The organism is Corynebacterium sp. BD556 (assembly GCF_038452275.1).
GTDB lineage: Bacteria > Actinomycetota > Actinomycetes > Mycobacteriales > Mycobacteriaceae > Corynebacterium > Corynebacterium mayonis.
This window is the reverse complement of the sequence record NZ_CP141643.1, coordinates 2,153,840-2,180,838: the sequence shown is the minus strand read 5'-3', so window position 1 is coordinate 2,180,838 and position 26,999 is coordinate 2,153,840. Positions and strand designations below refer to the sequence as shown.

The window sequence follows — 26,999 nt, the reverse complement described above, 5'->3', positions numbered from 1 at the left end:
GCTAGAGAACCAACCCAAACACACCCACAGCGACGAAGTACGTCACCAGGGTGATCAGAACTAGGGCGATAGCGTTTAGCCACACGCCACCTTTGATCATTTCTCCCATCGTGACATAACCGGAGGAGTAGGCGATAGCGTTCGGCGGGGTCGCCACCGGCAACATGAAAGCACAGGTCGCGGCTAGAGCGACCGGGATACACAGGAGCAAGACGTTGGCCGGGTTGGCGTCGGTAAGCCCGATGCCCACAGCAACACCACCCATGATCGGCAGGAAGGTCGCGGCAGTAGCCGTATTGGAAGTCAACTCGGTCAGGCCGAGCACAAGCGCTGCGACAGCAAGCAGCAACAGGATCATCGGCAACACCGCCAAGCCCTTCGCTGCCTCACCGATCCACAGCGACAAGCCGGTCTGGGTAAACATCGCCGACAACGACAAACCACCGCCGAACAACAGCAGCACGTCCCAGGGCAGCTCGTTGGCTGTCTTCCAATCCAGGATCCGAGTACCTTCCTTCGTCGCGGGGACGATGAACATGAGCAGGCCCGCAATGATGCCCACGATCGCGTCCTCGTAGGGGAAATCCCAACCGAATTGAGTCCTCGCCAACGGGATGACAATCCACGACACGGCGGCGATCAGGAAGATCAGGCCGACAGTTACCTGGGGGAAAGTCCAGGGACCAAGTTGACGGATCTCGTCACGAATCAGTTCCCGCCCGCCAGGGATTTCATCCACCTCGGGTTTGAACACGGTGATGAGCACGAACCAGGCAATGAAAGTGAAAACGATCGCCAGTGGCATTCCCACAAGCATCCATTGGCCGAAGCCGATGGTGTAATCGTGCGCCTCTTTCATGTACCCGGCCAACAAGGCGTTCGGCGGAGTACCAATCAGAGTGCCCAACGAGCCGATGGAGGCGGAATAAGCGATGGCGAGCATCAGCGCGGAGGCGAATTTCTTTTGGTGCTGCATGCCACCGACAGAATCGGCCGTAAGCTTCAACACGGACACGCCGATCGGCAGCATGACCACAGCCGTCGCAGTATTAGACACCCACATGGACATGAACCCAGTGGCGATCATGAAACCCAAAATGATGCGCTTCGGGCTGGTGCCCACAAGCGAGACGACGATCAGCGCCAAGCGGCGGTGCAAATTCCAACGCTGCAGGCCCAAAGCCATGAGGAAGCCGCCCATGAACAAAAAGATCGTGGAAGACGCATAAGGGCTGGAAACTGCACTGAACTTCGCCACACCCATGACCGGGAAGACTGCAATCGGGATCAAGGCCGTGGCCGCTAGCGGGATCGCTTCGGTCATCCACCACGCCGCCATCAAGACGGTCGCGGCCGCAACCACACGCATAGCACCGGCGTCGTAGGTCACCTCCGGGTCCGCGCCCGGCGAATTGGCCACCGTTTCAGCCGCGCCGGAGGGAAAAATCATATAGACGAACGCTGCGAGCAGCACGCCAGTGACCAGGCCGACTACCTGGCGGCGCCATTCGCGTGGGTCGGGTGGGGTGGCGAGGTCGCCTTCAGACAACCTCGAAGAATCGTGGGTCACGGGGGTAGACATTTGAGCTTCCTTCCCAGGTATATAAGCTGGCTTCCCCCTTACCTAAACACAACCGGTCAAAAGCGTTATCACCATTGCTGCCACTTCACCCCCTAATGTGGGGAAGGCTTTGTGCCACACGTTCGAACCACCAGTCCCGCCGGTGCGCTGGCGCCGCCAGATCCGCCAAACGCGCGGGATCGGGGGTGGTACGAGTGACCTCGAGACGGCCATCAACAATCTCGCGCGGCGCGGCCACATCCTCAATGAAAAGTCGCTGTGTCGCCAGCCCCGCCGCCCGCGAGCCAGCCAGCTTCGCCGCCACTAAGCCCGCGTCAATACCCACGGCGGTATCCAAGGCGCTGGCAACTGTCAGGTCCAAACCAAGCTCCGCACCGAGCGCAAGAAGCCGGCGCACCCCTCCCAACGGGGCAGGTTTGACCACACCCACATCCGCCGCGGACGCCTCCACCACGCGGTACGGGTCGGCGGCACGCCGAATCGACTCATCCGCCGCAATCGGCGTGGCGATACGCCTGCGCACCTCGGCCAGCTCCGCCACCGTGGCGCAGGGCTGCTCAATGTACTCCAGCTCCCCCAGCGCGGCGGCGGCTTGCACCGCTTCGCCGACAGACCAACCCCGGTTGGCGTCAACACGCAACGTAGCGTCCGGGCGCGCGCGGCGCACCGCGGCGACGCGGGCTAAGTCGTCGTCAAGCGACTGGCCCTTCTCCGCCACCTTGATTTTGAAAGTGCCCACCCCCGGGTAGCGTTCGAGCACCTCGGGCACCCGCGAGGCGGGCACCGCGGGCACCGTCCCGTTGACCTCCACCCAACCGTGCGCCTCGGGCAGGCCCACAAACGCGGCCTCAATCCCGGCAGCAAGCCAATGAGCCGACTCCGAAGGGCCGTACTCCACAAACGGCGAAAACTCCCCCCAGCCAGCGGGACCGTCGATAAGCAGGGCCTCGCGGGTGTCAACCCCACGGAAGGTCACGGCCATGGGCAGGGCAACCACGTGGGCGCGCTCAAGGATGCTGTCAAGGGTGGGCAACATGCCCCCAGGTTAGTTCTGGTTCTCGCGCCGACCGAGCACCAGTGCCACCGGGCCTTGCTGGATCGAACACGCCCCGTTGGAAGAACAACTGCCGCAACCGCCGGCGGCACAGGAGGAGTTCAAGCCCTCACGGCGCAGTTGCCCCATCGCCTCAAGGCGCTCAATGACGGCGTCAACGGTGGAGCGGGTTAAGCCGGTGCGCTGGGCGATATCGGCGCGCCCGGTGGCACCAGCGCGGATCTGCATCATCACGGCGGACATGGGGCCCATCTACAGCACCACCTTGAGAATCTGGAAAGTGGCCACCGAAAGCGCCCAGGCGGCGCCCATCTGCACCACCAAGCCGAACATGGTCCATTTCAGGCCGATCTCGCGGCGCTGCGCCCCGAGAGTGGCCACGCACGGGGTGTAGGCAAGCAAAAAGATCATGTACGCCCACACCGCCGCAACGGCGTGGCCGCCAGATGCCGCATCAAAATCGGCGCGGATGCGCTCCGCCAAGGCGGAACGGCCCTGCTCCTCGGGCGCTGAGTCCGAAGGGTCCTCAAGCGAGTAGGTCTGCGCCCAACTGGAGATCACGGCCTCCTTGGCCACGAACCCGGTAATGAGCGGGCCGGTAAGCGACCACGAGCCGAAACCGGCAGGCTCGAACACCGGCGCCAGCGCGCCGGAGACCGCGCTGTAGACGGAGTCCTCGGGGGCGATATCCCCGAAGCTCTCACCCGAGTGTGCCGGGGTGGATTGCAGCGCCCACACCACCACAACAGTGGCGACGATGATCTTGCCGGCGGTTTCGAGGAATCCGCGCAGACGCTGCCACATCACCATCAAGGTGATCCGCGGCACCGGCCACTGGTAACTGGGCAGATCGATGACCAGCGGGTCTGAACCCATCGTGCGCCACAGCAACTTATGCATGGCCAGCCCAGCAAGAACAACCAGCACGATGGAAATGACGTACATGGCGAACACGACTGTGCCCGCCTGGCCTGGGAAGAACGTGGCCGCCAGCATCACGTAAACGGTCAGGCGCGCCGAGCAGGACGTGAAGGGCACGAGCAGCGCGGTCATGCGGCGCTGGCGCTCCTCTGCCAGCACGCGGGTAGCGGAGATAGCCGGCACGTTGCAGCCGAAACCCACGATGAGCGGGATAAACGCCTTGCCCGGCAGGCCAATCGCGCGCATCAAACGGTCAGCAACCACAGCGGCGCGGGCCATGTAGCCGGAGTCTTCCAGCACCGCAAGACACAAAAACATCAAGCCCATCAGGGGCACGAAGGTGAGCACCATGCCCACCCCGGCGATGAGTCCGTCGACGACCAGTCCCTGCAACCAACTGACGTCGGGCAAAAGTGCGCGGGCAGCATCCGAGACGGGCCCGGCAAAGAGGGCGTCCAATCCGTCTTGCAGGGGCGCGGCGACGGTGGTAGTGATCTGAAAAACACACCACATGGCGAAGAGGAAAACCAGGAGGCCTGCGAGGGGATGAAGCACCACGCGGTCAACCGTCTCGGTGAGCGTGGGGCGCGGCTCGTTTCGCACCGTGGCGGCGGCGACGGCGTCGTCGACCCAGGCAAAGCGGGCGTCGGCAAGCTCAAGCTCGTCCCCGCCGGCGGACGGGCGGAGCGTGGACACCGGCAACGCGAGCTGCTTTGCGACAGCCTCCTGCAGCCCCTCCAGCTCACGTTTGCGCGGATCAACCGGCACCACCGGCAGGCCCAGCTCGTGGGAGAGCACCGCCGCGTCGACCTCCAGGCCCTGCGCGGCGGCAACATCCGACTTCGTCAGCACCACGATAACGCGGTACGGGAGCTCCGCAACCTGCGCCGCAAGGTAGAGCCCGCGGGCAATGTTGGCTGTGTCCACCGCCACCAGCACCAGATCGGGGCGCTCCTCGACGGGGCGCTCCAGCAACAACTCGCGCGTCAACCCCTCGTCCGGGCTCACCGGGTCAAGGGAGTAGGCGCCCGGAAAGTCAATGACCGCGTAATCTAACCCGGCGCGCCACAGACCACGCGCCACTTCCACGGAGGTACCGGGCCAGTTGCCCATCTTCACCCGGGCGCCCGTCAGGGCGTTGAACAGGGTGGATTTCCCCGCGTTCGGCGCCCCGATTAAAGCGAGGATCGGGGCACTTGGCGGGGCCGCAACGACGCCCGCATCCTCGCAGCGGCATGACGGGGCGGCCGCGAAATCGCTCACACTCATGAGGGTTAAGCGGCGATGGAGATGGAGCGCAGGGCGGAGCTACCCAGTGCGTAGCGGGTGTTGCCCACCCGGACAACGCGCCCACCGCCCGACGTTTTTTGCACGACCGTCACGCTAGTACCGGGGCGCAGACCCAACTCCCGTAACCGGCGCGACGCCGCAACGGACGCGCTGTGCGCACCGATGACGGCTTGCGTGCCGACGGGGACGTCAAAAAGCGAAGGCGCTGTTTTTTTCGCGGCGCGGAAGGCGCTGATCAAACTCATAGATGAAGAATAAGCCTAAGTGTCTGAGGTAAGCAATACCTAACTTGGATTTTCTTTACACTTCTGTTGTGAAATTGGCGACACGTAGGATGAACCGCATGACCTACAGCACCCAGCAACCCTTCGACCCCACCCAATGGGACGAAGTCGCAGGCTTCGACTTCACCGACATCACCTACCACCGCCACAACGGCGGCGGCCGCACCAACGGCATCGCCCGCATCGCCTTCAACAGGCCCGAAGTGCGCAACGCTTTCCGCCCCCACACGGTCGACGAGCTCTACCGCGCGCTTGACGACGCCCGCCGCGACCCCACAATCGGAACAGTGCTGCTCACCGGCAACGGACCAAGCCCCAAAGACGGCGGCTGGGCTTTTTGCTCCGGCGGCGACCAGCGCATCCGCGGCCGCTCCGGCTACCAGTACGCCACCGACGCCGGCGACGTCGACGAAGCCCGCGTCAAAGCCGAAGGGGGACGCCTCCACATCCTCGAAGTGCAACGCCTCATCCGCACCATGCCGAAGGTGGTCATCGCAGTGGTCAACGGCTGGGCCGCCGGCGGCGGGCACTCCCTCCACGTGGTGTGCGACCTCACCATCGCCTCACGCCAGGAAGCCCGCTTCAAACAGACCGACGCTGATGTTGGCTCCTTCGACGCCGGCTACGGCTCCGCCTATCTGGCGAAAATGGTCGGGCAGAAATTCGCCCGCGAAATCTTCTTCCTCGGCCGCACCTACACCGCCGAGGAGATGCAGCGCATGGGGGCGGTCAACATCGTCGCCGACCACGGCTCTGTGGAGGAAGAAGCCATCGCCGCTGCCCGCGAAATCAACACCAAATCCCCCACCGCCCAAAGGATGCTCAAATTCGCCTTCAACCTCACCGATGACGGGCTAATGGGCCAACAGGTCTTCGCCGGTGAGGCCACCCGCTTGGCCTACATGACCGACGAAGCCGTCGAAGGCCGCGACTCATTTCTCCAAAAACGCGAACCCAACTGGGAGCCTTTCCCCTACTACTACTGAAAAGCCGAAACTTCGTGGTCGGGGGTCGTGGGCTCACCGGGGCCCTTTAGAGCCACATTTCGCTGCGCCAACCCACCCCACTTCGCCACCAGCTCTCACCTTGCCGCGCAGGTGGCGAAGTTGCGCGGACCTCTACCGGCGGGTGATTGCGCACCGACTACGCTGAGGGCTTGTGTCCAAATTGTTGGAGATTTTGCCTGTTGACCCTGCTGATCCTTTGGCCATTATGCCTGCTCTTGAACAGGCGTTGACGGGGCGGCGTGCGCTGCTTCCGGTGCCCACCAATGATCCGACGAGGTTGAGCCTGCTTCGCAATACCCAGCTGGTGGGCGAGCCGATTGATGAAGATATTGCTTTGGTGGTGGCTACCTCAGGGTCGACGGGAGTGCCGAAGGGAGCTTTGCTAAGTGCGAGGAATCTGATTTCGAGTGCGGATGCGACTCACCAGGTTTTAGGTGGCGAGGGGCAGTGGCTTTTGTCCATGCCGGCGGCGTTTATCGCGGGGATTCAGGTGCTGGTGCGCAGCATGGTTGCGGGTGTGGAGCCGGAGTTCGTTGACTTGAGTCGCGGATTTAGTGTGGCGCAGTTTGCTGCCAAGTCCTACACGTTGGCGGCAACGGGCGATCGCACCTATACAGCGTTGACTCCTTTGCAGTTAAGCAAGGCGATGTCGACGTTGGACGGTATCGAGGCCCTGCGGACTTTTAGTGCGGTGCTGGTGGGGGGAGCGGCGACGAATCCGCAGCTTTTAAAGTCGGCGTCCAAACTGCGTATCAACGTGGTGACTACGTATGGGTCGTCGGAAACTTCCGGTGGGTGTGTCTACGCTGGCAGGCCGATTGCGGGGGCGTCGGTTCGGGTGAAAAATGGCCGGATTTACTTGGGTGGTCCAATGGTTGCCCGTGGTTACCGCAATGCACCGAGCGGGGAGGCTTTTCCTGAACCTGGCTGGTTTGCCACCTCAGACGCGGGCTCGCTTGCCGACGCCACGCTGACCGTCCATGGCCGTATCGACAACGTGATCGTCTCGGGCGGGATGAAGCTGCACCCGGAGGTTTTGGAAAACATCCTGCTGGGCATAGAGGGTGTGACAGCCGCGAGCGTGGTTGGTGTGGATGATGAGCGTTTTGGGCAGCGTATCTGCGCGGCATATACGGGCTCGGCAAGCAGGGCTGACATTTTGTCCGTGCTGGATGATCTGCCGCGGTGGCAAGTTCCGAAGGAGATTATGCCTGTGGCGGCGTTGCCGCTTCTGGGGCCGGGGAAGGTCGACCGCGCCGCTGTGCGCGAATTATTTCGCTAACCACCCACACCCCGGCCGGCCCGTTGGGCCCAGCGCCGACGATGCCCGCGCCACCTTCAGGCACGCAACAGTCGCTCGTCGTCATCGGTGTACGTCAACGCGATCTGTTCGTCGTTGCCGCCGCGCAGATTGCCGCGAACCAGCGCCACCGACTGAGACCCCGGGACCAAAGAGAACTCTCGCGGGTGCGGAAACACTTGGCGCACAGGGTGGCCCGAGCGCAGGGCGCACATGTTTAACCACACGTCATCAGCGTGGGGGGCGTGATCCAAAAACTTTGTGCCCTGGGCGGCCACGTAGTCAACCATTGACGGCGGGTAGGCGACCCCCGACACCCCCGTGGCGAAGTGGCGGTGCGAAGGTTCGTTGTCCAGTACTGGACGCCACTGACGGTAAGGGGCCATGTGGCCGTCGTTTAGCGTGATCTCGTGCGCCCGGTAAGCCACCACGCACCCCGGATCCGCGTCGGAGGAGTTAAGCAGCTTTTCCAAAAACCAACGCGGATAAATCATGTCATCGTCGATGGTGACCACGCGCGTGCCCGTGCCCGCGTAGCGCTGGAACGTGCCGTAGTACTTCGTGTGCGGGCCGTATTTTCCGTCGGAGCGGTGCACCTGCAAACCCCGTTCAATCAACGTATGCAGACCGCGCGGCCAGGGCCCGTCGTAATCCTCGGGATCGAGCCACAGGTGGACTGGGGCCCGGCGGGTGCCCACCAGCAGCGAGGAAATGGACACCACTGCGGATTTGAGCCTTTTGCCGTGGGTGGTCAATGACACCACCGTGCCGCCGCGCAACGGGAAGTCGTGCGCCGAGCGCCGCGCCGCAATGCGAAGCCGGGGAGCACGGACGAAAGCACCCACCGAATTCAGCGCCTGACGCGCAGCATAGTCGAACCACATGCCCGCTTACTTTAGCGATGAAACTCGCCCACAAGCGACTTAGCGGGCATGATGGAGCCATGACCCAGGAATACACAGCCACCCCCAAAGATTGGTTCGAGGCCGCCCGCCCGCACACCTGGCCGAACGCCTTCGCACCGGTCATCGTGGGGACTGGGGCAGCCGCCGCGCTGGGTGGCGCCCATCTGGGCCGGGCATTTCTCGCCTTGATCGTGGCGTGGGCGCTCATCGTCGGTGTGAACTACGCCAACGACTACTCCGACGGCATCCGGGGAACCGATGATGACCGCACGGGGCCGACTCGTTTGACCGGTTCGAAGCTGGCGCGCCCGGAACAGGTCAAGCTCGCCGCCTTTGTCTCCTTCGCGGTGGCAGGTGTGTTCGGTTTGATCCTGTCGGTGGAGGCGGGCGCGGTGTGGCTCGTGCTCGTCGGGGCACTGTGCATCGCGGCGGCATGGTTCTACACCGGAGGCACGAAGCCTTACGGCTACTCCGGCTTGGGTGAGGTGGCGGTGTTCATTTTTTTTGGCTTGGTTGCGGTGTTGGGCACTGAGTACACCCAGGCGGGTTTCGTCACGGTCACGGGCCTGTTGTGTGCCGTCGCGGTGGGTGCGATATCGGCTTCGGTGAACCTGGTCAACAACATCCGCGATATCTCCACCGACCAGGCCAGCGGCAAGCACACGCTCGCAGTCAGACTTGGCGACGAACGCTCCCGCCGTGTCTTTACCATCTTGACCATGGCGCCGTTCGCTGTGTCCCTGCTGCTGTCTTTTAGTTACCTGCCCACCCTATTTGCCCTGGCTCCGCTGCCGCTGGCGTTGGCCTCAATCATGAAGGTTCGTCGTGGTGCCCAAGGCGCGGAGCTGATCCCGGTGCTGGGCGCCAACGGCAAGGCGATGCTGGCCTGGTCGTTGATCACCGCGGTCGGTTTGGGGTGGGGTTGGTGGGACCTGAACACGCCGGTGCCTTACACCGCTGTTTAGCGCTCGGAAAGCTCCCGGCTGATCCACTCTTTGCGGGCATCTCTTTGCTTCTTCCAGTGCGCGATCGCCGCATTTGCTTCCAAGCGCCGCCGGGTAAACAGGATCATTGACAGCGGAAAAGCCACGATGAGGGCGAGCAGCGCAGACATGATCAGGGGCACAGGGGCGCCGATGAGAAATGCAAGCACCTGAATGACCACCGTCAACGCAATGAACAAAACTAGACGGTATAGCCCGTAGATTGCCGCGGCTTTGTTCGCCCGCGAACGCGCCTCCGGGTCGACTTCGGGGGCGGACGTGTGGGAAGAATACTGCTCAGTCACATCTGCTCACCCTACTTAATGGCACCGCGCAGTATGTTGGAGGGCATGGGAAGAATTCTTCTGCTGGCTCTGTTCATCCTCGCCGCCTACCTGATGTGGCGCGCCTTCGGCCCGGGCAGCAAAGCTCGCCACGCTACCCCCAAGCAGTCGGACAAACCAGCCATCAAGGGCCCGGATGATGACGAGGAGTTTCTGTGGAACATCGAGAAGCAGCGCTTCAAAGAGCGCCGCGCCCGGGAAGAAGCGCAACGCCGAGCAGAGGAAGAAAAACGCCGGCGGCAAGAAAGAGGCCGGAAAGAAGACAACTAGGGTTCGAAGGTCGGCCGCAGACCTAAAGCCTGCGCCACGGCCACAACCTTTTCCCAGCGCACACCCGCCCCGCCATGTTCGATGGTATGCAGTGTCGAGCGCGACACCCCGGCGGCCGAGGCTACCTCCTGTTGGAGGCGCCCGGCATCGCGGCGTGTTTGGGCGATTTTTTCACCCAGCGCGATCAACGCTGGGTCCTCGCTGGCCGGCTTGCCGGTTTTGCGGCGCGGCTTCGATGCCCGCTCAGCGGGGCTCACTTCAGTTTTTCCTCGCGCTCTAGGACGGCTGGCAATTTCTCCGCCCAATCAAGTGAGTGGCGCACCCCTTCGGCGAGGGTGAACTCCGGCTCCCAGCCGAGCACGCGGCGCGCTTTGTCGATGCGCGCCGCGCAACCGACGACGTCACCGTCGCGCCGCGGAGCGTTTTGAACCTTAAGCTGGGTGCCGGTGACCTCGCTGAGGGCCTGCGCCAACTCGAACACAGTGGTGCCGTTGCCCGTGCCCAGGTTGATCACCTCGTAGTCGGCGAGATCCGCCTGCAAAGCGGCCACGTGCGCGCGGGCTAAATCCCACACGTGGATGTAGTCACGCAAGCCGGAGCCGTCGCGGGTAGGCCAATCCACGCCGGTGACGGGGAAGGCTTCGTCGTTGTCGTGCGCGATGATCATTTTGCCCAGCGCGTGGGTGGGGGCCGGGTTTTGCAGCCCTGTGCGCAGCTGCGGATCGGCGCCGATCGGGTTGAAGTAACGCAGGGCGATGGCGCGGATACGGCCGGTCGCGGCTGCGTCGGAAAGCACCCGTTCAAGCATCCATTTCGACGCCGAATACGGGCTGCTCGGATTGACCACACTGTCCTCGCCCACCGTGAAGTCCTCGTCCGGCTCGTACATCGAGGCCGTGGAGCTGAGCAAAAACTTCTTCACCCCACGCCCGGAAAGCACGTCGACAAGTGTGATCGTCTTGCCTACGTTCGTGTCGTAGTACATCAGGGGCTGGGCAACAGACTCCGGCACCACAATTTTCGCCGCGCAATGAATCACAGCCTCGATGTCGGGGTGCTCGTCCGCAATGCGGTTCAGGAGGGCAACATCACCGACGTCGCCTTCGTAATGGTCGAAGCGCTCTGCGAACGCGCGCAGGCCCGTGGAGTAATCATCAAGGATCACCGGCGTCAGGCCGGCGTCGGAGCAGTAAGAGGCGACGGTCGAGCCGATGAAACCCGCGCCGCCGGTAATGAGCACCTTCATGCAAGTAACTCCTTAGTTCAGGCCGGCGTAGGAGTGGAGGCCAGCGATGACGTTGTTAACATACGTCATATTAAAGATTGTGACTGCTAAAGCAAACACATTGATCCAGGCTGCCTTCGAGTTCTTCCACCCGGCGGTCGCACGCGCATGGAGGTACGCCGCGTACAGGATCCAGGTGATCAAAGAAACAGTCTCCTTGGCGTCCCAGCCCCAGGGCCGACCCCAAGCGGCCTCCGCCCAGATCGCACCCAACAAGATGCCGATGCCGAACAACGGCAGCGTGACAATTGCAGTTTTGTAGGCCAGTTGGTCCAGCGTCTTAGCGGTCGGCAGCGGTTTGGCCAACATTCCGAAAAAGCCACGCTCTTGGCCGCGGGGCTGCCACATACGCAGCAGATAAAGCAGGCAGAAAATACCGGAGATAATGCCTATCGACGCCCCCACTGAGGCAGCGGACACGTGAACCGGCAGCCAGTAGGACTGCAACGCCGGCATGACGGGTGCGGCCTGCAGGTAGAAAACGGTGGAGTTCAGGTACATCGCCACGATCATCGGGGCAAGCAACCACGGGTATATCGAGTACCAGCGCTTGTTCTGAATAACAACAGCGACAACCAGCATGATCACCATTGTCATCATCAGGACGTACTCGTAGAGGTTGCCCAGAGGGAAACGTTTCGCGCCGAAGCCGCGAGTGACCACAGCCGCGATGTGAAGCAGCACACCAAGCCAAACCAGGGCTTGTGTCATACCCGCCCATTTGCGCGCGATGCGCACATTGTGGTCGTACTCCTCCTGGTCGAAAACCGCGGGTGGATCCTCGCCCACCACCTCACTGCCGCCGCCGGCCCCGACGGCAACTTTTTGGGAAGCAATGGCCTTGGTTGCCGCCTCTTTGTGGCGGCGCATGTCGATCACGCTAAACATGCGACCGTAGTACATGCAAGACATCAACAGGCCGACGATGTAGATAACGAACGCGGTGCGGAACAAAAGATCCGACAGATCCGCCATGGAGGTGTTCACAAGCATAATCGTTAACCTACCCCAACTTTCGTTGGATAACCAAGGCCTTTAGCCAAGTTCTTCATCTGCGTTGTCGGACTTCACAATGTCCTCCTCATCCACCCACCCGAGAATCCGGCCGGCGATTTCTTCGAACTCAGGGCCCCAGCCGGCCCGGTCCGTGCGCGCCAAGCCAGCCAGCTCCACGCGCGTGCCGCCTTCCGCTGGGTGCAAGCGCACCCAGATGCGGCGGCGCTTGATGGTCAAAGAACCGATCAGCGCGAGAAGCATCAGGGTGGTCATAGAGAGGTTCCACAACTGCGTCGGGTCGCGGGAAATCTGATAGTTGGCGTACTCGGCCGCGCCGTCGAAGCGCACGGTGACTCCGTTATCCAGCTTCACCTCCTGGCCGGGGGTGAGGTTGAGGCGGTCAATCTTTTGCAGCCGCCCGTCGGCGATGAGCGACTGGTCGAGGGTGAAGATGTTTTGGGGACGCCCGGTGTCTAGCCCGGCGTCGCCCTGGTAGACATCGACGGCCATGGCGGGGTCACTCATGGTGGGGAAACTTGACTGCAAAGTGTCCTGGTTTGGCCCACCCCAGCGTGCTGTCGGGGCGAACAATCCCTCGATGGCTAGTTGGTTCTGGCGCCGCTCGTATAAGTCGGGATACATTCCCGACGGCGGGTCGAAGCGCATCACACCCGCCGACAGGAAGTTTTGCACATCAGTGGGCCGAAACTGCAAAAGCTGGGTGCGCGACTCCCCGTTGGGCCAGGTCACGGTGATCTGCGGAGCGAAACCGTGGCCCTGCAGGTAAATGCGGTCCCCGTGAATCCGCAACGGATGATTGACTCGCAAGGTGGCGTCTTTCCAGGCGGCACGATCCTGCGACAAATCTCCGGTATAGGAGATGTCGGAGCGAAAATCGTTGGCCTGGCCATTGTTGAGGTAGTCGGCGGTGAAGTTGTGCGCCTCGAAGCAGAAAGGCGTCAGGCCGGTGCCGTCGAAAAGCGGCCCGGCGCGAAAAACATCAAAATTGGCCGGGGAGGTGTTGCAAAACTCGCGGGATTGCTCGACGGGCACGGCGTACTCGGATTCAGAGTTAGTCACAACGATGACTTGGCCTTCGTAGTAAACCAGGCGCCCGAGCATGAAAGTGACGATGATGCCGACCAGGCCGATATGAAACAGCAGGTTCATCAGTTCGCGTGTGTAGCCGCGCTCGGCAGCAAAAGAGCGCACTCCGGCGCGGTCCTCACTGGGAGCGTAAGCGGCAATGTGCCAGCGTTTCAGCTCAGCACGCACCCGCTTTTCGACGTCGCCTTCTACCTCTTGCACCACAGCCTCCGCGTGCAGCGGCATCCGCTGAAGATACTTCGGGGCGCGGGTGGGCGCAGACCGGTAGGCGCGCCAATGATCAATCGAACGGGGAATGATACAGCCGACGAGGGAGATCATCAACAGCACGACGATAGCTACAAACCAGGTGGAGCTAAAGACGTCGAAAAGCTGCAACCTGTCGTAGATCGGCCCCAGAGTCGGATTGGCCTTCACGTAGTCCCCGACCAGGGTGGGGCTGACGGAGCGCTGCGGCAACAGCGCGCCCGGAATGGAGGCGAGCGCCAGAAGAAACAGCAGCACCAAAGCGGTGCGCATACTGGTCAACCAATGCCATATCCGTTTCAGCCACGTCGTCGCGGTGTGCACATCTGCTCCCTTCGGGGTTGGTGGTTCCAGCAAGCTAAATGATCGTCGCACCGAAACCGACGGTGAGCTGGCGGGTCCAGCCAATGAAGTAGTTCCAGACACCGGTGACAAGCAACAGACCCACAATAATCATCAGCACACCGCCGATAATTTGAATGAGGCGCGAGTGGCGCCGCAAAAACTCAATGCCCGACACAGCCTTCGCAGAACCGAAGGCAAGCAGGAGAAAGGGCAGGCCGAGCCCCAAACAGTAAGCAATCACCATGGCGACGCCGCGAGCGGCCGTAAAACCAGCAGAGCCGACGGAGACGGAGATGATCGCCGCCAAGGTCGGGCCGAGACACGGCGTCCAACCCAGCGCGAACACCCCGCCAAGCAGCGGCGCACCCAACCAAGTCGCCCACCGCTTAGGTTGCATGCGGGTGTCTTTTTGCAGGGCCGGAACCATCCCCATAAACACGATGCCCATCACGATGGTCACCACCCCACCGGCGCGCATGAGGGTGTCGGCATTTACAGCAATCAAGCTGATTGCCCCGAAAACCGAGACGGTAGCCAGCAGGAACACGGCGGTAAAACCCAAGATGAACAGGGTTGCCACACCGACAACCGCCCACTGCCGTTTTCGGCCCACGCGCACGCCACGCTCGTCGAGCTCCATGTGGCCGCCGACAATGCCAGTCAAATAGGACATGTAGCCAGGCACCAGCGGCACCACGCAGGGCGAAGCGAAGGAGACGAGGCCCGCCAAGGCAGCAGCGAGCATGCCGAGCAGGAGCGGGCCGCTGATGACAAGCTCCGAGAAAACCTCCCCCATTTAGGCGGTCGCCTCCTCGTTGAGTTTGTCAGTTACCGCCAAAATATCCTGCGCGGTGATCTCCCGGAGAAACACCGCCGCCGGGCGGTGCTGCGTGTCCAAGATGATCGTGGTGGGAATCACCGAGCTGGGTACCCCACCGAGGTGTCCGGCTGATTTAAACGGCGGATCATAAATCGACGGGTAGGTTACCCCGTTGTCCGCCACAAAATCGCGGGCGATCTGCGGATTGTAGTCGCGCACATTAATACCCAGGACCGTGCCGCTGCCCTGCTCCTGCAGTGCCTTGTGGACCTCCTCAAGGTCGTCGACCTCGGCGCGGCAAGGGGCACACCACTGACCCCAAGCGTTGAGAACAACAACCTCACCTGTGAAATCGGACAGGGCAATGTCCGCTCCCGGCTCCATGAGCGATTCGCCGCTGATTCCCTCGATGGGTTTGCGCTGCTTTTCGTCATAGAAGATCTCCACTTGCCCTCCTGGCGAGTGGAAGGCGAACGTCTCCGGGTCGTCACCGCCCGAGCAGGCGCTGAGCGTTGCGGCAAAGATCAGCGCGAGTGCCGCGGAGGCTAATATTCTGCGCATCTAGATGTCCTTCGCTGGTCGGTTATATGACCAGTCAACAACAATGTCGCCCTGCATGACAAGTGAGGTCACACTAGCCAGGTCACATTCCCGGCTGACGTGAGCAAGTGATTTGCCCTGCACGAAGCGCTGAACGGTGACGATCGGAAGCTGGTGGCTAACCAAAACGGCTTCGCGGCCGTCCGCGAGCGCGCGGGCACGGTGCACAGAACGAAGCATGCGCTGGAGAATGTCCTCATAGGACTCGCCCCAACTAGGTTCACAAGGGTTAGTCATGTGCCGCCAACGCACAGGGTTAAGCAGCTGGGACCGCCAGCCCTTCGTGCGCAGCCCCTCAAATTTGTTGTCCGCCTCAAGGATCTCAGGCCAAGTCTCCACCACAGCGCCGGTGACTTCAGCGATCGGCCGAGCCGTCTCCTGCGCACGCTCCAGAGGGCTGGCGACAAGCAGCGCAACATCTCGTCTTTCAAAGAAGCGGGAGGTAGCCGCCGCCATGGACTCTCCCCGCGACGAAAGGTGATAACCCGGCATACGGCCGTAGAGGATCCGTTTCGGATTGAAAACCTCCCCGTGGCGCACCAGGTGAACGATGGTGCGGGTCACTCGTTCGCCTCCGCAGCAGCGCGGGCGGCGGGCTCAAGCGCCGCCTCGATACGGGCGAAGTCATCATCGCTTAGCGCAGTGGAGACAAACCACGTCTCGAAAGCGCTCGGCGGTGCGAACACACCGTTGTCCAACAGGGCGTGGAAAAACGGCGCATAGCGGAAAGTCTCCGCCGCCTTCATCTCGTCAAAGTTGTGTCCCTCGCCCGCAGCGAAACGTATCGACATCATCGTCGATGCGCGCTGGATGTGGTGCGCCACCCCCTGAGAGCTCAGCGCCTCGCTAACAAGCCCAGCCAAACGCTCGGCGTTGGCGTGGAGCTGCGGGTAAATCTCCTCAGTGGCCAGACTCAACGAGGCTTTGCCAGCCGCCATCGCCACCGGGTTGCCCGACAGGGTGCCCGCCTGATAGACAGGCCCGTTCGGCGCCAGCCTTTCCATAATTTCGCGCTTGCCGCCGAAAGCGGCCGCCGGTAAACCACCGGAGACGACCTTGCCGAAGGTGGTTAAGTCAGCGGCGACGTGATCCACACCGAACCACCCCGAATACGACGTGCGGAAACCGGTCATGACCTCGTCGAGGATGAGCAGCGCACCATGGGCGTGCGCGATGTCTCGAAGCTTGAGATTGAAACCCTCGCGCGGAGCGACAGTACCCATGTTGCCTGCCGCCGCCTCCGCAATGACGCAGGCGATCTCGCCTTCGTTTTCGGCAAAAGCCTTCTCGACGGCCTCCACATCGTTATATGGCACCACTATTGTCTCCGCCGCCTGCGCGCCAGTGACACCTGGGGAATCAGGAAGGGAGAACGTGGCCAGACCTGAACCGGCCGCCGCAAGCAAAGCATCCACGTGCCCGTGGTAACAGCCGTCGAACTTGATGATCTTCGAGCGCCCCGTAAACCCCCGCGCCAAACGCACCGCGCTCATCGTCGCCTCCGTACCGGAGTTGACCATGCGCACCTGCTCAACCGAGGTGCGGTCCACGATCATTTCCGCCAGCTCCACTTCCGCCTCAGTCGGCGCACCAAAGGACAAACCCTTCGCCAGAGCCTTCTCGACAGCCTCCTGAATCACCGGGTGAGCATTGCCATGCAGCATCGGCCCCCACGAATTCATCAGGTCAACGTAGGAGTTACCGTCGACGTCGTAAAGCGTGCTGCCCTTGGCCCGTTCAATGAAACGGGTCTGGCCACCTACCGAGCCGAACGCCCGAACCGGCGAATTCACTCCACCCGGCGTGACCCGCTGGGCACGGGCAAAAAGCGCGGCGGAGCGGGCAGTGGTAGATGAGGTGGGTTTGTGCTCAGTCATATTTAGCCATCTTAGGCCATACGAAAGTTTTACTTCACCGCCCGCTGGGTTTTGCGTTGACGGCGCATCGCGCCCACAAAAATCACCACCAGAAGCACAATCGCCACCCAGTTAGCCACCTTCGCGTACTGCTCCAACACGTAGACAACCGGCTCACCGATCGAGTGACCCAACGCGAAATACCCCAACGACCACACCGTCTTAGCCACGAAGTTCAGCACCATAAACTTCCACAGCTTCATCCCTGTCGTGCCAGCCAGCACGAACACCACCAGCGCAATCGGCAGGGGAATCGGCACGTAGGCCAGGAAAATGCCCAACCAGCCGAGCTTGACCGCCCACGTCTCCACCCGGGCGATATTGCGGGCCGCACGCTTCGACTGACCTGCCTGCACCTCCAGGATCCCACGTCCCCACAGCTTGCCAGCCCACCAATAAATCCAGTCAAATTTGATGGCGACTAACGAACCAATCAACAAATAGGCCAGCCACATCTCCGCCTGACCCACCGCCGCCAACGCACCCGTCGACGCCGCACCCAACCGCGAACCCGTCAACGCCAACATCACCGGCGGATCCAATCCCAGCAGCCACGCACGCAGCGGGATCATCGCTAACCCAAACAGGCCAGCAAAAGCGAACCAGCCGAGGCACCAATAATCCTGCTTCGTCGGTTTCGTGGTCCACGGCAAACCATCTTCCTCCCACCACTCCTTCTCAGGATGGGGTGGCTCTGGAGTGTTAGCTGGGTTGTTAGCTGGGTTGTTAGCTGGGTTGGGAATGGTGCTCGACATGGGATAGGAACCTACCACCTCCGGCGGTTGCCTTTGCGGTGGCGGAAAGATTTCCAAAAACGGAACGGGCCGCTGCACCCCATTTCAAGCAACGGATTTCAGCGGCCCGCACAAAATGCCTACACCGCCTGAGCCACCGTCCGGGCATGGGCGATGACCGCTGGCACTCCGACGCCGCTGACCCAAGCACCTGTAACAAAGACACCCGCAACACCAGCGAGTTCCTTATTGACAGCCTTGATGGTGTCAAGGTGATGTTCGTCGAAGCGCGGCAGACCCCCGAACCAGCGTTGGACGTAGATTTCTTCAACCCCAGCGACATGTCCATCGAATCCGGTGATGGTTTTCAGATCGTCGAGTGCCCAGTCGACGAGGTCGTCCTCGGAGGCGCGGATGGCGATTGTGTCACCGAAGCGCCCGAAGCTGGCGCGCACGAGCGCTCCGCCGCGTTCGGCAAGGTGGGGCCATTTCCGGGAGGCGAAGGTAAACGCCTTGGCGCGCACACCGGTTGCTTCGGTGGACACGAGGACTCCAGAGTTCATCGGCAGGCCCTCCTCGCTGCCAAAACGCAGCCCAACGACCACGGAGTCGGCGAGTTTAACGGCCGTGAGCGCTGTGGCGGCAGCCGGGGCGATTGTCTTGAGCAGCAGCGCCGCAGTGGGGGCGGGCACGGCGAGGATAATCGTGTCGTAGGTGGTTTGTTCTCCGCCGTTTAGCGTGTAGCCCTGGGCGGAGTCTCCGGTGATTCCGGAGATGAAGGCATCGACGTAGATGGTGGCGCCGGATTTTTCGGCAAGGGTTTCGTAGAGCTGTTGGTAGCCTGCGGCGAAAGTGTTAAATACGGCGCCTTGCCCGGTGGGCAGTTCCTTGCGGGCGTTTTCCAGGTTGGCCACGGCGGTGCTGAGGTGGACCGGGCCGTTGGCAGCGAGGCGGTCGAGTTCTTCGGCGAGTTGGGGGATGGTGGCGCGCAGGCCTAAGTCGTCGGCGGTGCAGGAGTAGACACCGCCGAGAAGCGCCGAAACGATGTTGTCAACGACCTCGTCGCCGTAGCGTTGCCGCACCAGCTTGCCGACGTTTACATCTGCACCGATTTCCCAATGGAATCCCGGCTGGTCGCTTTCGGCGTCGATACGTTTGGCTGTCTCCTCCGAGACGAGGTGCGCGACGCTTTCCGACGAGGATGGGATGCCCATGATACCGCCACGCGGCAGCGGCAGGGCCGTCCCGTCGACCCAGACCAGGGAACCTAACCCGGAGGGTTCACGCAGCGAGTCAGCAAGCCCGAGTTCGGTGAAGAACTCGACGGCGTCGCGGCGCCGCGCCATGAAAGCTTCGGCCCCCATGTCGGTGGGCCCGCCGTCGAAGGCGACGGTGTGGAGTTTGCCGCCGATGCGTTCCGTGGCCTCGTAGACATCGACTTGGTGGCCGGAGTCGCGCAGCTCGTAGGCGGCGGTCAGGCCGGCGAGGCCGGCACCGATGATGGCGATTTTCACTTAATTGCTCTCCTGGTGGATGATGCGGACGGCTTCGGTGATCGCTTCGGCGTCGGTGGTGGGCAGCACACCGTGGCCGAGGTTGAAGATATGGCCTGTGGCGTCGCCAGCTTCGATGGCCCGGCGCGCCTCAGCCTTAATGCGTGCGACTTCGCAGCGCACCACGTCGGGGCCTGCGAAAATCATCGCGGGGTCAAGGTTGCCCTGCACAACCCGCGGGGACGCGAAGCGTTTCGCAGCGGTATCGAGCGGCACCCTCCAGTCCACACCCATAATTTCACTGCCGGCTTCGCTCATGGCGCCGAGCAATTCGCCGGTAGCCACCCCGAAATGGATGCGCGGGATTTCGCCGGCGACAGTGCCGAGGATTTCCACCGAGTAGGGCAAGACGTGTTCGCGGTAGTCAGCTTCGGTGAGAAAACCAGCCCAGGAATCGAAAAGTTGCATGGCGTCGATCCCGGCGTCGACCTGCGTGCGCAAAAAGGCAGTGATGGTGGGCACGAGCCGGCGCATGAGCCGGTGCCACAGTTGCGGCTCGCCGTGCATCATGGCTTTTGTCTTTTCGTGGTTTTTGCTGGGCCCTCCCTCAATCAGGTAACTGGCCAGGGTAAACGGCGCGCCGACAAAGCCGATCAGCGCCTGTTTCTCCGTCAACTCATCGGTGATGATCCTGATACCCTGCGCAACTTCGTCGACGGTGTGCTCAAGAATGGGCAGCTTGTCTACATCTTGTTGCGAACGGATCGCCTCCGCCATCACCGGGCCGCGCCCGGGCACTATTTCCACGTCGACGCCCGCCGCTTTAAGCGGGACGACGATGTCAGAAAAGAGGATCGCCGCGTCCATATCGTGGCGGCGCACAGGCTGCATCGTGATTTCCGCGAGCAGCTCCGGCATGAAGCAGGAGTCGAGCATGGGGATGCCTTCGCGGACCGAGCGGTACTCGGGCAGCGAACGCCCGGCTTGGCGCATGAACCACACCGGGGTGCGTTCGGGGACTCGCCCCATTGCTGCTTCGATGAAGGGGGCCTGGTTCAACACGCGTTTGGTCATACTCGCCTACACTACCGACGCCCCCGAAAAGAGTGAATCTAAGTGGGGAAACGGCGGGCGCGGGCGGAGCGCAGCTCGATAAACATGGAGCTGCCCAGCATGAGCAATGTCGCGCCGACGGGCGGCAGGACACCGACGACAGCGAGGATGATAGCCACGCAGTTATACGCCCAGGCGAAGAACATGTTGGTGTCGATGATGCCGCTGACCCGGCGCGCCAACTCAATGAGCTGAGGCACAGCGGTAACGTCATTGCGCAGCAGCACGACCTCCGCACACTGCTCCATTTTGCCCAGGCGCGCATTGACCGATTCTTCCGTGACATAAAGGATGCCCACGTCCGCGCTTCGCAGGGTGTCGACGATCGTGTGATCCCCCACCATCACGACGGTGGCTCCCTGGCTGCGAAGGGCGCGCAACGCGATGGGTTTGCTGGGTGAGGGAATACCGGCGAGCACATTGGACACACCGAGGAAGTCAGCGAAGCGGCGGGCGACAGGGTAGGTGTCACGGGTGAGCATGACCGTTTCCAGGCCCATGTCCTCTAGACGTTCCACAGCTTCAATGGCGTCGGGTTTGGCAGGGTCGTAGAGGGTGATCACGCCGCGGTCTTTACCTTTCCACCGCACCACGACGGGCGCACCGCCGGAGGTCGCCGCGATGGCCAGACGACCGTGCAGCCGCGACAGGTTGGTGGGGCGCCACAGCTTCGCGTCGAAAGATTCTGTGTGTTCTTCCCCTTCGGAACCGTTTTCGTAGGTGAGGGTGAGGCGGCCCTTAACGTCCCCGTCGGAGGTGATCTCGTTGTTGCTCAGCTCAATCCAGGCCGGCATCGAACTATCCTTGGCCCGTTTGTCGCGGGACTCACGCGCCGCTTTAACCAGGGCCTTAGACATGGGGTGTTGGGATTCCATGGACAGTGCCGCGGCGATGCGCAGCACCAAATCTGGGTCCTCGCCGTGTTCGGCGGTGACAGTTTCCACCATCATCTGCGGGGTGACGAGCGTGCCCACCCGGTTAAAGACGACCGTGTCGGCGTTTTCTAAGCCGCGGAAGGTTTCGCCGTCGCGAAGCAAAATGCCGTTGCGTGCCGCAGCCTCAATGCCGAGGCGAATCGCCACGGCGGGGGAAATCGCCAGGGCAACCGGCGCAACCACCGCGAGTATGGACATCGCGGTGGCGAAAGCAATGTTGTAGTTTCCGGTGATGAGAAACCACAGGCCGAAATCAGAAACGGCAATGAAGTAGGCGGCGGGAATGAGCATGCCTGCGGTGCGAGTCGACAGCATCGTTGCCATGTTTTCGCGCCGGGAGGCGTCCTCAACCCACGACTGCACAGCCGCCCAGCGGGTGGCGTGGCCGGTTCGCACCACACGCACCTTGATGCTGCCGCTTTTAATCACTGTGCCGGCGTAAACGCGGGTACCCACTTTGGCTTCGAGGGGTTCGCGGGCATCAATGAGCGGACGCTCAAGTTCACAAGACCCGCCCACGACATCGCCGTCAACCGGGATGATTTCGCCGGGGCCCAATTTGACGTCATAGCCACGATTGATCTCCGGGGCCCGCAACTTCTCCGTGGCGGGTTTTTCCCCGGGGCGACGCCGGATCACCGTGTACTCGTGGTCCGGGCCGGTGCGCAAAGTCTCCATGTCTTGCAGGAAGTAGGAGCGTACCCGGGTGGAGTTGTGGCGGCCCACCAGCAGCATCGCCGTGACACCGCACACGACGTCGAAAAATAACTCCATGCCGTCGGTGCGGTGGGCAGACAACCACCCGCCCGGCGAATGCCAGCCGATGTGCCCGGTGGAGGTAAATACCAAAGCGATCAGCGACCACAGGTACGAGGCGATAATGGCGATTGAACTGGCGCCGTCGAGGGCGGACATGCCGCGGCGCACGCCGCCAGCCATAGCCCGGTGGAAAGGAAACGCGCACCACAACGCGACGGGGGTAGCAAGGGCCAGGGTTACCCACTGCCAACCGTCGAATTGGAGTTGCGGCAGGTAACTCATCGCCAGCACGGGGGCGGTAATGAGGATGGCCACCCACATGCGCAGCGGGGTAACCATGTCGCGGGCGGTAAACAAAACGTCTATGTGGGCGCTGTTGTTTCGACGCGGCTCTCCGCGCAAAAAGCCGGAGGCGCGCTCGCGCACCAAGTTGGCTTCTTCGTCGCGGCGTTGGCGGCGCATCTTGCCGGTCATGCCGCGAGTGCCGCGGCGCGGCATGGGGTGCTCGGCGGCGCGGCGGCCGATGGCGCGGCGACGCAGCGTCGAATCTGTCATGCGGGCTTTGACACCGAAGCTTTCGATAACTTCGATAATTTTTTCTAAGTTGACGTCCTCCGAGGTGGTCACCCAGGCGGTGGCGGTCTGATAGACCAAACGCGCCCTGACCCCGTTGATGCGCCCCAGGGCATCTTCAATGTCTTTAAGTTGCGGCGCATCCGTCAGCCCGCTGAGTTCAAAGGCGTAAGCCGTGTGGGGCCGGAAGGAGGACCGGGTGTCTTCGTGCGGGGTGTCGGGGTCGAAGCCTGCGTCAAGGGCGGCTGTGCGAGCCGCATCTATGTAGTCGTCGAGATCGTTGTTCGGCACGGGCTAGGACACCCCCCTCCACAGCGAATGGCGCTCGTCGAAGTAGCCGTTGGCGACCGGCCGAAACACAAGCCACATGGCCACCGCAAGCAGGATCGCGATGAGGAAAGACGCCCAGCTAGTCACCTTCAGCGCGAAGCCTGCCAAGTTGAGGAAGATACTGGCGGCGGCACAGCCAGCCATGGCGCGTCGGGCAGCGCGAGAGCCTTGTTGAAGCTGAGCCGCGCACGCAACTAAGCCGAGCGCAAGGACGATATTGCCGAAGGCCACGAAGCGCATGTTGCGCATGAACGGGGCTCGAAAAGCCTCATCGGCCCCGAGAGGAAATCCAGCAGAGAGCGCCACCATAGCGGTAAGAAGCATCAGCACGGAGGCGACTAGCGCGAGGCGGAAACCGTTTCGCAGCGCAGCAGGCCACGTCCCGCTGACCTCCGGATCGTAGCGCCGGTTCGGGTCGTTGGGGTCCCCGACCATCGTAGGAAACATCCCGGCCATCGTTGATCCACCTATCTTTCGCTGGGTGCATGCACGAATTTTTGCACCTCGTCCCGCATAGAGTAAACGAAGGCGCAGGCTCCCGCGGCACCCGCGATAATTTGGGTGACGCCGTCGGCGGCAAGCAGAGCCACCGGCACCGCCGCGGACTCCGGAGTGAGCACAAACAAAAACAGAATACGCAGGGCAAAAAACCCGGAGAAGAACTGCAAAAGGCGCAGCGCTTTGTCAGCCCACCCGCTGCGGCGCGACACTGCACGTACCGCGAAAGAAAGCAATCCAATGATGAGGAGCTGGAAACCCAGCATCATCGCAACCGACGTATAGACAGACAGGTTGACCATCGTGTCGCTGACTTGCTCCCCGCTGCGACGCGCAGCCTCAAGCGCGCTTTCACGAAGGGCGCTCGGGTCAACAAGCAGTGCGGCGACACCGAAAATCTGGTGGATTAACTCCGCCCCAAGCATCACCGTCGAGCACGCCAGAAACAGACGCAAAACCTCCGGGCGCTTTTTCTCTGACCCTTCAGCTCCTGCGACGGGGGTGGAGTGACTGTGTTTGCCGGGTGTCAGTGGCGGGATGCTAGCCATGGAGCGCCTTTGCCGCGTCAATGGCGAAGTAGGTAAGGATCTGGTCGGCGCCGGCGCGTTTGATGGAGGTCAGCGACTCCATCATCGTGCGCTCAAGCTCCAACCAACCGTTGCGCGCCGCCGCGTGCAACATCGCGTACTCGCCGGAGACTTGGTAGGCGGCCACCGGAACCGGAGAGGACGTAGCAACCTCAGCGAGCACATCAAGGTAGGGCATGGCCGGTTTGACCATGACCATGTCGGCGCCTTCTTCAATGTCTAGTTGCACCTCCAACAAAGATTCGCGCGCATTGGCCGGGTCCTGCTGGTAGGTGCGGCGATCACCGGTGAGCGAAGAACCCACAGCGTCGCGGAAAGGACCGTAGAAAGCGGAGGCGTACTTCGCCGAATACGCCATGATCGCCACGTCGTACCAGCCCGCTTCGTCGAGGGCGGCGCGGATGACGGCGACCTGGCCGTCCATCATGCCGGACGGGCTGACAATGTGGGCACCTGCCTCAGCTTGGGCGAGAGCCATTTTCGCGTAAAGGTCCACAGTGGCGTCGTTGAGCACAACGTGATTGCCGTACTTGTCCACGCCCTCGACACCGCAGTGCCCATGGTCTGTGAACTCGTCTAGGCAGGTGTCGGCCATGATCACAAGGTCGTCTCCGAACTCGGCGCGCATCTCGCGCAGCGCGCGGTTGAGAATACCGTCCTCGCGCAAACCGGCGCTGCCCTCGGCGTCTTTGTCCTCCTCCAAGGGCACACCGAACAGGTCAACGCAGCGCACCCCGGCCTCAAGCGCTTCGTGCCCGATCGCCTTGAGCGTCTCAATGGTGTGCTGGTACTGACCAGGCATCGAGGCGATCTCACGTTTGTCATCGAGCCCGTCCGCCACGAACAGCGGCAAAATCAGGTCGGAGGGGTGAAGGCGCGTCTGCGACACAAGCTCACGCATCGCAAGGCTGCGGCGCAGACGCCGGGGACGGCGGGAAATATCGTAGAAAGACACGGCCCCATCCTAGGACTTAGCTCGATTTGCGTCGGGTTCGGCGCTTCTTGCGCGGTGGCGGCAGTTGGCCGGCGGCGCGCAGGGAGGCGACATGGGCCGCGAGGGCGTCGACAAGCGAAGGCACATCCGCAACCTCAGGCACCACGTCGACGCGCAGGCCCTGTTCGCGCGCCTCAGCAGCGGTCAAGGGGCCAATGCAGGCGATGATGGTGCGTGGGTGCGGCTTGCCGGCGATGCCCACCAGGTTTCTTACCGTTGAGGCGGAGGTAAAGCACACAGCATCGAAACCGCCAGTTTTGATCATGTCGCGCACTTCCGGCGGCGGCGGCGCGGCGCGCACAGTACGGTAGGCGACAACGTCGTCGACCTCCCAACCTTTTTCCACGAGGCCGTCAACCAACACGTCCGTGCCAAGGTCGGCGCGCGGCAGCAAAACCCGCGAGACAGGGTCGATGTCCTCTACGTACTCGGGGAAAACCTCGACCACACCGGCGGCGTTTTGCTTGGTGCGGCGCGGCAGCAACTCAGGGTCCATGCCGTGGGCGCGCAACGCCTCCGCGGTCTTTTCCCCAACCGCGGCCAAGTGAACGCCGGCGAACGCGCGGGCATCGAGACCCAACTGGGCGAACTTGTCCCACACTGCGGCTACCGCATTGACCGAGGTGAAAACGACCCACTGGTAGCGGCCCTCGACGATACCTTTGATGGCGCGGTCAAGCTGCGCCGGGTTGCGCGGCGGCTCCATAGAGATCGTGGGCACAGACTGCGGGATGGCGCCGTGGGCGGTCAAACGGGCGTTCATCACATTGGCCTGCGACTGCGCGCGGGGCACAAGCACACGCCAACCGTACAGCGGCCGGTTTTCCCACCAGGAGTACTTAGTGCGGTCGTCGACGGCAGTGCCGATGGTGACCACCAAATCGCCGCTGAGATCTGCGTCGATCTTGCCCACCGTCTCCAACGTCGCATCGAAGGTGCGCTGCAGCATGGTGGTGCCGTTAACGGTCACGGTCAGCGGTGTGGATCCGGCGAATCCGCGCGCCTTCAACTCGGTGGAGATGGTCTCCAACTGCCCCTCAAGTGCTTGGAATACCAACGGCTGCGGGGCGGCGGCGAGTTGGTCCCAATCCACGGAATCGTTCGCCAAATCTGTTTCTGTGTAGGTCGAACCCAGTGCGATACCGGCGAAGGAAGGCACCGTGGACGGCAACGACATGCCGGGCACCACCTGAAATTCGATGTCGGCGGCGGCGACGGCGGAGATCTCCTCCAGCACGGCGTCGCGGGTCAGCGGGTTGCCGCTGACCACGCGCAGCACGTGGCCTTCCCCGCCCTCGCCACGCTCACTGGCAGCCGCGGAGGCAGCCAGAGCTTCGCGTAGCTTGTCGACGACCCCCTCAGCACCCAATTCGACTTCCTCGATTGCCGCCGCGGTTGGATCTGCCGGGCGGGGCGGTCGCCGGCGCGCTCCGGCGGCTTTCGCCTCCGCGCACATCTTCTCGTAGTGCCGATCTGCAGCATCCACCTTTTCCTTCGGCACTGGAAGCTTTGAGCCCACGACCTTTCGAACCCCCTCAAGAACAGCAGGGTCGATGATCGCGATAGAGTTAGATTCCAAAACCTCACGTGCCCGGACGGTGAGCAGATCAGGGTTGCCTGGGCCTGCACCGACAAAGATAACTTTCCCCGGCTGGGGCGTGATCGAGGGCATAGTCATTAAGGAGTTCTTTTCTAAAGGCGTAGGTAGGCGATCTATGGGTTACTGTC

Annotated in this window: 27 protein-coding genes; 4 read left to right on the top strand and 23 right to left on the bottom strand. The window is 62.4% G+C overall.

Annotated elements, in window-relative coordinates; translation table 11 throughout:
• Position 1: 1 nt before the first annotated feature.
• The 5 genes from VLL26_RS10235 to VLL26_RS10215 form a co-directional block, all read right to left on the bottom strand.
• Positions 2 to 1,582 (bottom strand): SLC13 family permease, encoded by a 1,581-nt coding sequence (locus tag VLL26_RS10235; protein ID WP_342318969.1) that lies wholly within the window; start codon positions 1,580 to 1,582, stop codon positions 2 to 4.
• Between the two features lie 85 nt (positions 1,583 to 1,667).
• The gene (locus VLL26_RS10230) at positions 1,668 to 2,618 is read right to left on the bottom strand and encodes an o-succinylbenzoate synthase (protein WP_342318968.1); all 951 of its coding nucleotides are present in this window, start codon (positions 2,616 to 2,618) and stop codon (positions 1,668 to 1,670) included.
• Between the two features lie 9 nt (positions 2,619 to 2,627).
• The gene (locus VLL26_RS10225; protein ID WP_342318967.1) at positions 2,628 to 2,888 is read right to left on the bottom strand and encodes a MarR family winged helix-turn-helix transcriptional regulator; all 261 of its coding nucleotides are present in this window, start codon (positions 2,886 to 2,888) and stop codon (positions 2,628 to 2,630) included.
• A complete protein-coding gene (gene feoB / locus VLL26_RS10220; protein WP_425292270.1) occupies positions 2,889 to 4,826 on the bottom strand; it encodes a ferrous iron transport protein B in 1,938 nt (645 codons plus the stop codon). It lies immediately after the preceding gene.
• Positions 4,827 to 4,831: 5 nt separating this feature from the next.
• Positions 4,832 to 5,092: a FeoA family protein gene (locus VLL26_RS10215; protein WP_342318966.1), complete on the bottom strand. Its 261-nt coding sequence runs from the start codon at positions 5,090 to 5,092 to the stop codon at positions 4,832 to 4,834.
• A 98-nt stretch (positions 5,093 to 5,190) separates the two neighbouring features.
• Between VLL26_RS10215 and VLL26_RS10210 the strand changes: the two genes are divergently transcribed.
• Positions 5,191 to 6,117 carry a 1,4-dihydroxy-2-naphthoyl-CoA synthase gene (locus VLL26_RS10210; RefSeq protein ID WP_342318965.1) on the top strand — a complete coding sequence of 309 codons (927 nt, stop codon included), beginning with the start codon at positions 5,191 to 5,193 and terminating at the stop codon, positions 6,115 to 6,117.
• Between the two features lie 172 nt (positions 6,118 to 6,289).
• Entirely contained in the window at positions 6,290 to 7,420 is a 1,131-nt protein-coding gene (menE, locus tag VLL26_RS10205; protein WP_342318964.1) for an o-succinylbenzoate--CoA ligase, read from the top strand.
• A 56-nt stretch (positions 7,421 to 7,476) separates the two neighbouring features.
• Here menE and VLL26_RS10200 read toward each other — a convergent pair whose 3' ends face one another.
• Positions 7,477 to 8,322 (bottom strand): glycosyltransferase, encoded by an 846-nt coding sequence (locus VLL26_RS10200; protein WP_342318963.1) that lies wholly within the window; start codon positions 8,320 to 8,322, stop codon positions 7,477 to 7,479.
• A 59-nt stretch (positions 8,323 to 8,381) separates the two neighbouring features.
• Here VLL26_RS10200 and VLL26_RS10195 point away from each other — a divergent pair, with 59 nt between their 5' ends.
• Positions 8,382 to 9,308: a 1,4-dihydroxy-2-naphthoate polyprenyltransferase gene (locus tag VLL26_RS10195; protein ID WP_342318962.1), complete on the top strand. Its 927-nt coding sequence runs from the start codon at positions 8,382 to 8,384 to the stop codon at positions 9,306 to 9,308.
• Here the strand turns inward: VLL26_RS10195 and VLL26_RS10190 are convergent.
• On the bottom strand, positions 9,305 to 9,631 hold the full coding sequence (locus VLL26_RS10190) for a DUF4229 domain-containing protein (protein WP_342318961.1): 327 nt from the start codon (positions 9,629 to 9,631) through the stop codon (positions 9,305 to 9,307). The genes VLL26_RS10195 and VLL26_RS10190 overlap by 4 nt on opposite strands.
• 45 nt (positions 9,632 to 9,676) lie before the next feature.
• On the opposite strand from VLL26_RS10190, the gene VLL26_RS10185 reads away from it, so the two are divergent.
• Entirely contained in the window at positions 9,677 to 9,940 is a 264-nt protein-coding gene (locus VLL26_RS10185; RefSeq protein WP_342318960.1) for a hypothetical protein, read from the top strand.
• Here the strand turns inward: VLL26_RS10185 and VLL26_RS10180 are convergent.
• The 16 genes from VLL26_RS10180 to VLL26_RS10105 form a co-directional block, all read right to left on the bottom strand.
• Positions 9,937 to 10,197 carry a helix-turn-helix domain-containing protein gene (locus VLL26_RS10180; protein ID WP_342318959.1) on the bottom strand — a complete coding sequence of 87 codons (261 nt, stop codon included), beginning with the start codon at positions 10,195 to 10,197 and terminating at the stop codon, positions 9,937 to 9,939. The genes VLL26_RS10185 and VLL26_RS10180 overlap by 4 nt on opposite strands.
• A complete protein-coding gene (gene galE, locus VLL26_RS10175) occupies positions 10,194 to 11,186 on the bottom strand; it encodes a UDP-glucose 4-epimerase GalE (RefSeq protein WP_342318958.1) in 993 nt (330 codons plus the stop codon). The genes VLL26_RS10180 and galE overlap by 4 nt, the downstream gene beginning before the upstream one ends.
• A gap of 12 nt (positions 11,187 to 11,198) precedes the next feature.
• Positions 11,199 to 12,218 carry a c-type cytochrome biogenesis protein CcsB gene (gene ccsB / locus VLL26_RS10170; protein ID WP_342318957.1) on the bottom strand — a complete coding sequence of 340 codons (1,020 nt, stop codon included), beginning with the start codon at positions 12,216 to 12,218 and terminating at the stop codon, positions 11,199 to 11,201.
• 42 nt (positions 12,219 to 12,260) lie between these two features.
• Complete coding sequence (locus tag VLL26_RS10165) at positions 12,261 to 13,847, bottom strand: cytochrome c biogenesis protein ResB (protein WP_342320201.1); 1,587 nt, start codon at positions 13,845 to 13,847, stop codon at positions 12,261 to 12,263.
• Between the two features lie 85 nt (positions 13,848 to 13,932).
• Complete coding sequence (locus tag VLL26_RS10160) at positions 13,933 to 14,715, bottom strand: cytochrome c biogenesis CcdA family protein (protein WP_342318956.1); 783 nt, start codon at positions 14,713 to 14,715, stop codon at positions 13,933 to 13,935.
• Complete coding sequence (locus VLL26_RS10155; protein WP_342318955.1) at positions 14,716 to 15,300, bottom strand: TlpA disulfide reductase family protein; 585 nt, start codon at positions 15,298 to 15,300, stop codon at positions 14,716 to 14,718.
• Positions 15,301 to 15,903: a histidine phosphatase family protein gene (locus VLL26_RS10150; protein WP_342318954.1), complete on the bottom strand. Its 603-nt coding sequence runs from the start codon at positions 15,901 to 15,903 to the stop codon at positions 15,301 to 15,303.
• Positions 15,900 to 17,216, bottom strand: a complete 1,317-nt coding sequence (gene hemL / locus VLL26_RS10145; RefSeq protein ID WP_342318953.1) for a glutamate-1-semialdehyde 2,1-aminomutase — start codon at positions 17,214 to 17,216, stop codon at positions 15,900 to 15,902. Before hemL ends, VLL26_RS10150 begins: the two co-directional genes overlap by 4 nt.
• Before the next feature lie 29 nt (positions 17,217 to 17,245).
• On the bottom strand, positions 17,246 to 18,010 hold the full coding sequence (locus VLL26_RS10140) for a DedA family protein (RefSeq protein ID WP_342318952.1): 765 nt from the start codon (positions 18,008 to 18,010) through the stop codon (positions 17,246 to 17,248).
• Positions 18,011 to 18,129: 119 nt separating this feature from the next.
• Positions 18,130 to 19,503: a protoporphyrinogen oxidase gene (locus VLL26_RS10135; RefSeq protein ID WP_342318951.1), complete on the bottom strand. Its 1,374-nt coding sequence runs from the start codon at positions 19,501 to 19,503 to the stop codon at positions 18,130 to 18,132.
• Entirely contained in the window at positions 19,504 to 20,556 is a 1,053-nt protein-coding gene (gene hemE, locus VLL26_RS10130) for a uroporphyrinogen decarboxylase (protein ID WP_342318950.1), read from the bottom strand.
• 38 nt (positions 20,557 to 20,594) lie between these two features.
• Positions 20,595 to 23,153, bottom strand: coding sequence for a heavy metal translocating P-type ATPase (locus VLL26_RS10125; protein ID WP_342318949.1), 2,559 nt, complete (start codon positions 23,151 to 23,153; stop codon positions 20,595 to 20,597).
• Between the two features lie 3 nt (positions 23,154 to 23,156).
• A complete protein-coding gene (locus VLL26_RS10120; protein WP_342318948.1) occupies positions 23,157 to 23,639 on the bottom strand; it encodes a hypothetical protein in 483 nt (160 codons plus the stop codon).
• A 20-nt stretch (positions 23,640 to 23,659) separates the two neighbouring features.
• On the bottom strand, positions 23,660 to 24,238 hold the full coding sequence (locus VLL26_RS10115) for a hypothetical protein (protein WP_342318947.1): 579 nt from the start codon (positions 24,236 to 24,238) through the stop codon (positions 23,660 to 23,662).
• The gene (gene hemB, locus VLL26_RS10110) at positions 24,231 to 25,232 is read right to left on the bottom strand and encodes a porphobilinogen synthase (RefSeq protein ID WP_342318946.1); all 1,002 of its coding nucleotides are present in this window, start codon (positions 25,230 to 25,232) and stop codon (positions 24,231 to 24,233) included. The genes VLL26_RS10115 and hemB overlap by 8 nt, the downstream gene beginning before the upstream one ends.
• Positions 25,233 to 25,248: 16 nt before the next feature.
• Positions 25,249 to 26,949 carry a uroporphyrinogen-III synthase gene (locus tag VLL26_RS10105; protein ID WP_342318945.1) on the bottom strand — a complete coding sequence of 567 codons (1,701 nt, stop codon included), beginning with the start codon at positions 26,947 to 26,949 and terminating at the stop codon, positions 25,249 to 25,251.
• Positions 26,950 to 26,999: the final 50 nt, after the last annotated feature.

Bases quoted from the DNA above. Each gene is read 5' to 3' on its own strand.
- VLL26_RS10235 (WP_342318969.1), bottom strand. From the start codon at position 1,582: ATGTCTACCCCCGTGACCCACGATTCTTCGAGGTTGTCTGAAGGCGAC.
- VLL26_RS10230 (WP_342318968.1), bottom strand. From the start codon at position 2,618: ATGTTGCCCACCCTTGACAGCATCCTTGAGCGCGCCCACGTGGTTGCC.
- VLL26_RS10225 (WP_342318967.1), bottom strand. From the start codon at position 2,888: ATGGGCCCCATGTCCGCCGTGATGATGCAGATCCGCGCTGGTGCCACC.
- feoB (WP_425292270.1), bottom strand. From the start codon at position 4,826: ATGAGTGTGAGCGATTTCGCGGCCGCCCCGTCATGCCGCTGCGAGGAT.
- VLL26_RS10215 (WP_342318966.1), bottom strand. From the start codon at position 5,092: ATGAGTTTGATCAGCGCCTTCCGCGCCGCGAAAAAAACAGCGCCTTCG.
- VLL26_RS10210 (WP_342318965.1), top strand. From the start codon at position 5,191: ATGACCTACAGCACCCAGCAACCCTTCGACCCCACCCAATGGGACGAA.
- VLL26_RS10200 (WP_342318963.1), bottom strand. From the start codon at position 8,322: ATGTGGTTCGACTATGCTGCGCGTCAGGCGCTGAATTCGGTGGGTGCT.
- VLL26_RS10195 (WP_342318962.1), top strand. From the start codon at position 8,382: ATGACCCAGGAATACACAGCCACCCCCAAAGATTGGTTCGAGGCCGCC.
- VLL26_RS10185 (WP_342318960.1), top strand. From the start codon at position 9,677: ATGGGAAGAATTCTTCTGCTGGCTCTGTTCATCCTCGCCGCCTACCTG.
- galE (WP_342318958.1), bottom strand. From the start codon at position 11,186: ATGAAGGTGCTCATTACCGGCGGCGCGGGTTTCATCGGCTCGACCGTC.
- ccsB (WP_342318957.1), bottom strand. From the start codon at position 12,218: ATGCTTGTGAACACCTCCATGGCGGATCTGTCGGATCTTTTGTTCCGC.
- VLL26_RS10165 (WP_342320201.1), bottom strand. From the start codon at position 13,847: ATGCGCACCGCTTTGGTGCTGCTGTTTCTTCTGGCGCTCGCCTCCATT.
- VLL26_RS10160 (WP_342318956.1), bottom strand. From the start codon at position 14,715: ATGGGGGAGGTTTTCTCGGAGCTTGTCATCAGCGGCCCGCTCCTGCTC.
- VLL26_RS10155 (WP_342318955.1), bottom strand. From the start codon at position 15,300: ATGCGCAGAATATTAGCCTCCGCGGCACTCGCGCTGATCTTTGCCGCA.
- hemL (WP_342318953.1), bottom strand. From the start codon at position 17,216: ATGACTGAGCACAAACCCACCTCATCTACCACTGCCCGCTCCGCCGCG.
- VLL26_RS10140 (WP_342318952.1), bottom strand. From the start codon at position 18,010: ATGTCGAGCACCATTCCCAACCCAGCTAACAACCCAGCTAACAACCCA.
- hemE (WP_342318950.1), bottom strand. From the start codon at position 20,556: ATGACCAAACGCGTGTTGAACCAGGCCCCCTTCATCGAAGCAGCAATG.
- VLL26_RS10120 (WP_342318948.1), bottom strand. From the start codon at position 23,639: ATGTTTCCTACGATGGTCGGGGACCCCAACGACCCGAACCGGCGCTAC.
- VLL26_RS10115 (WP_342318947.1), bottom strand. From the start codon at position 24,238: ATGGCTAGCATCCCGCCACTGACACCCGGCAAACACAGTCACTCCACC.
- VLL26_RS10105 (WP_342318945.1), bottom strand. From the start codon at position 26,949: ATGACTATGCCCTCGATCACGCCCCAGCCGGGGAAAGTTATCTTTGTC.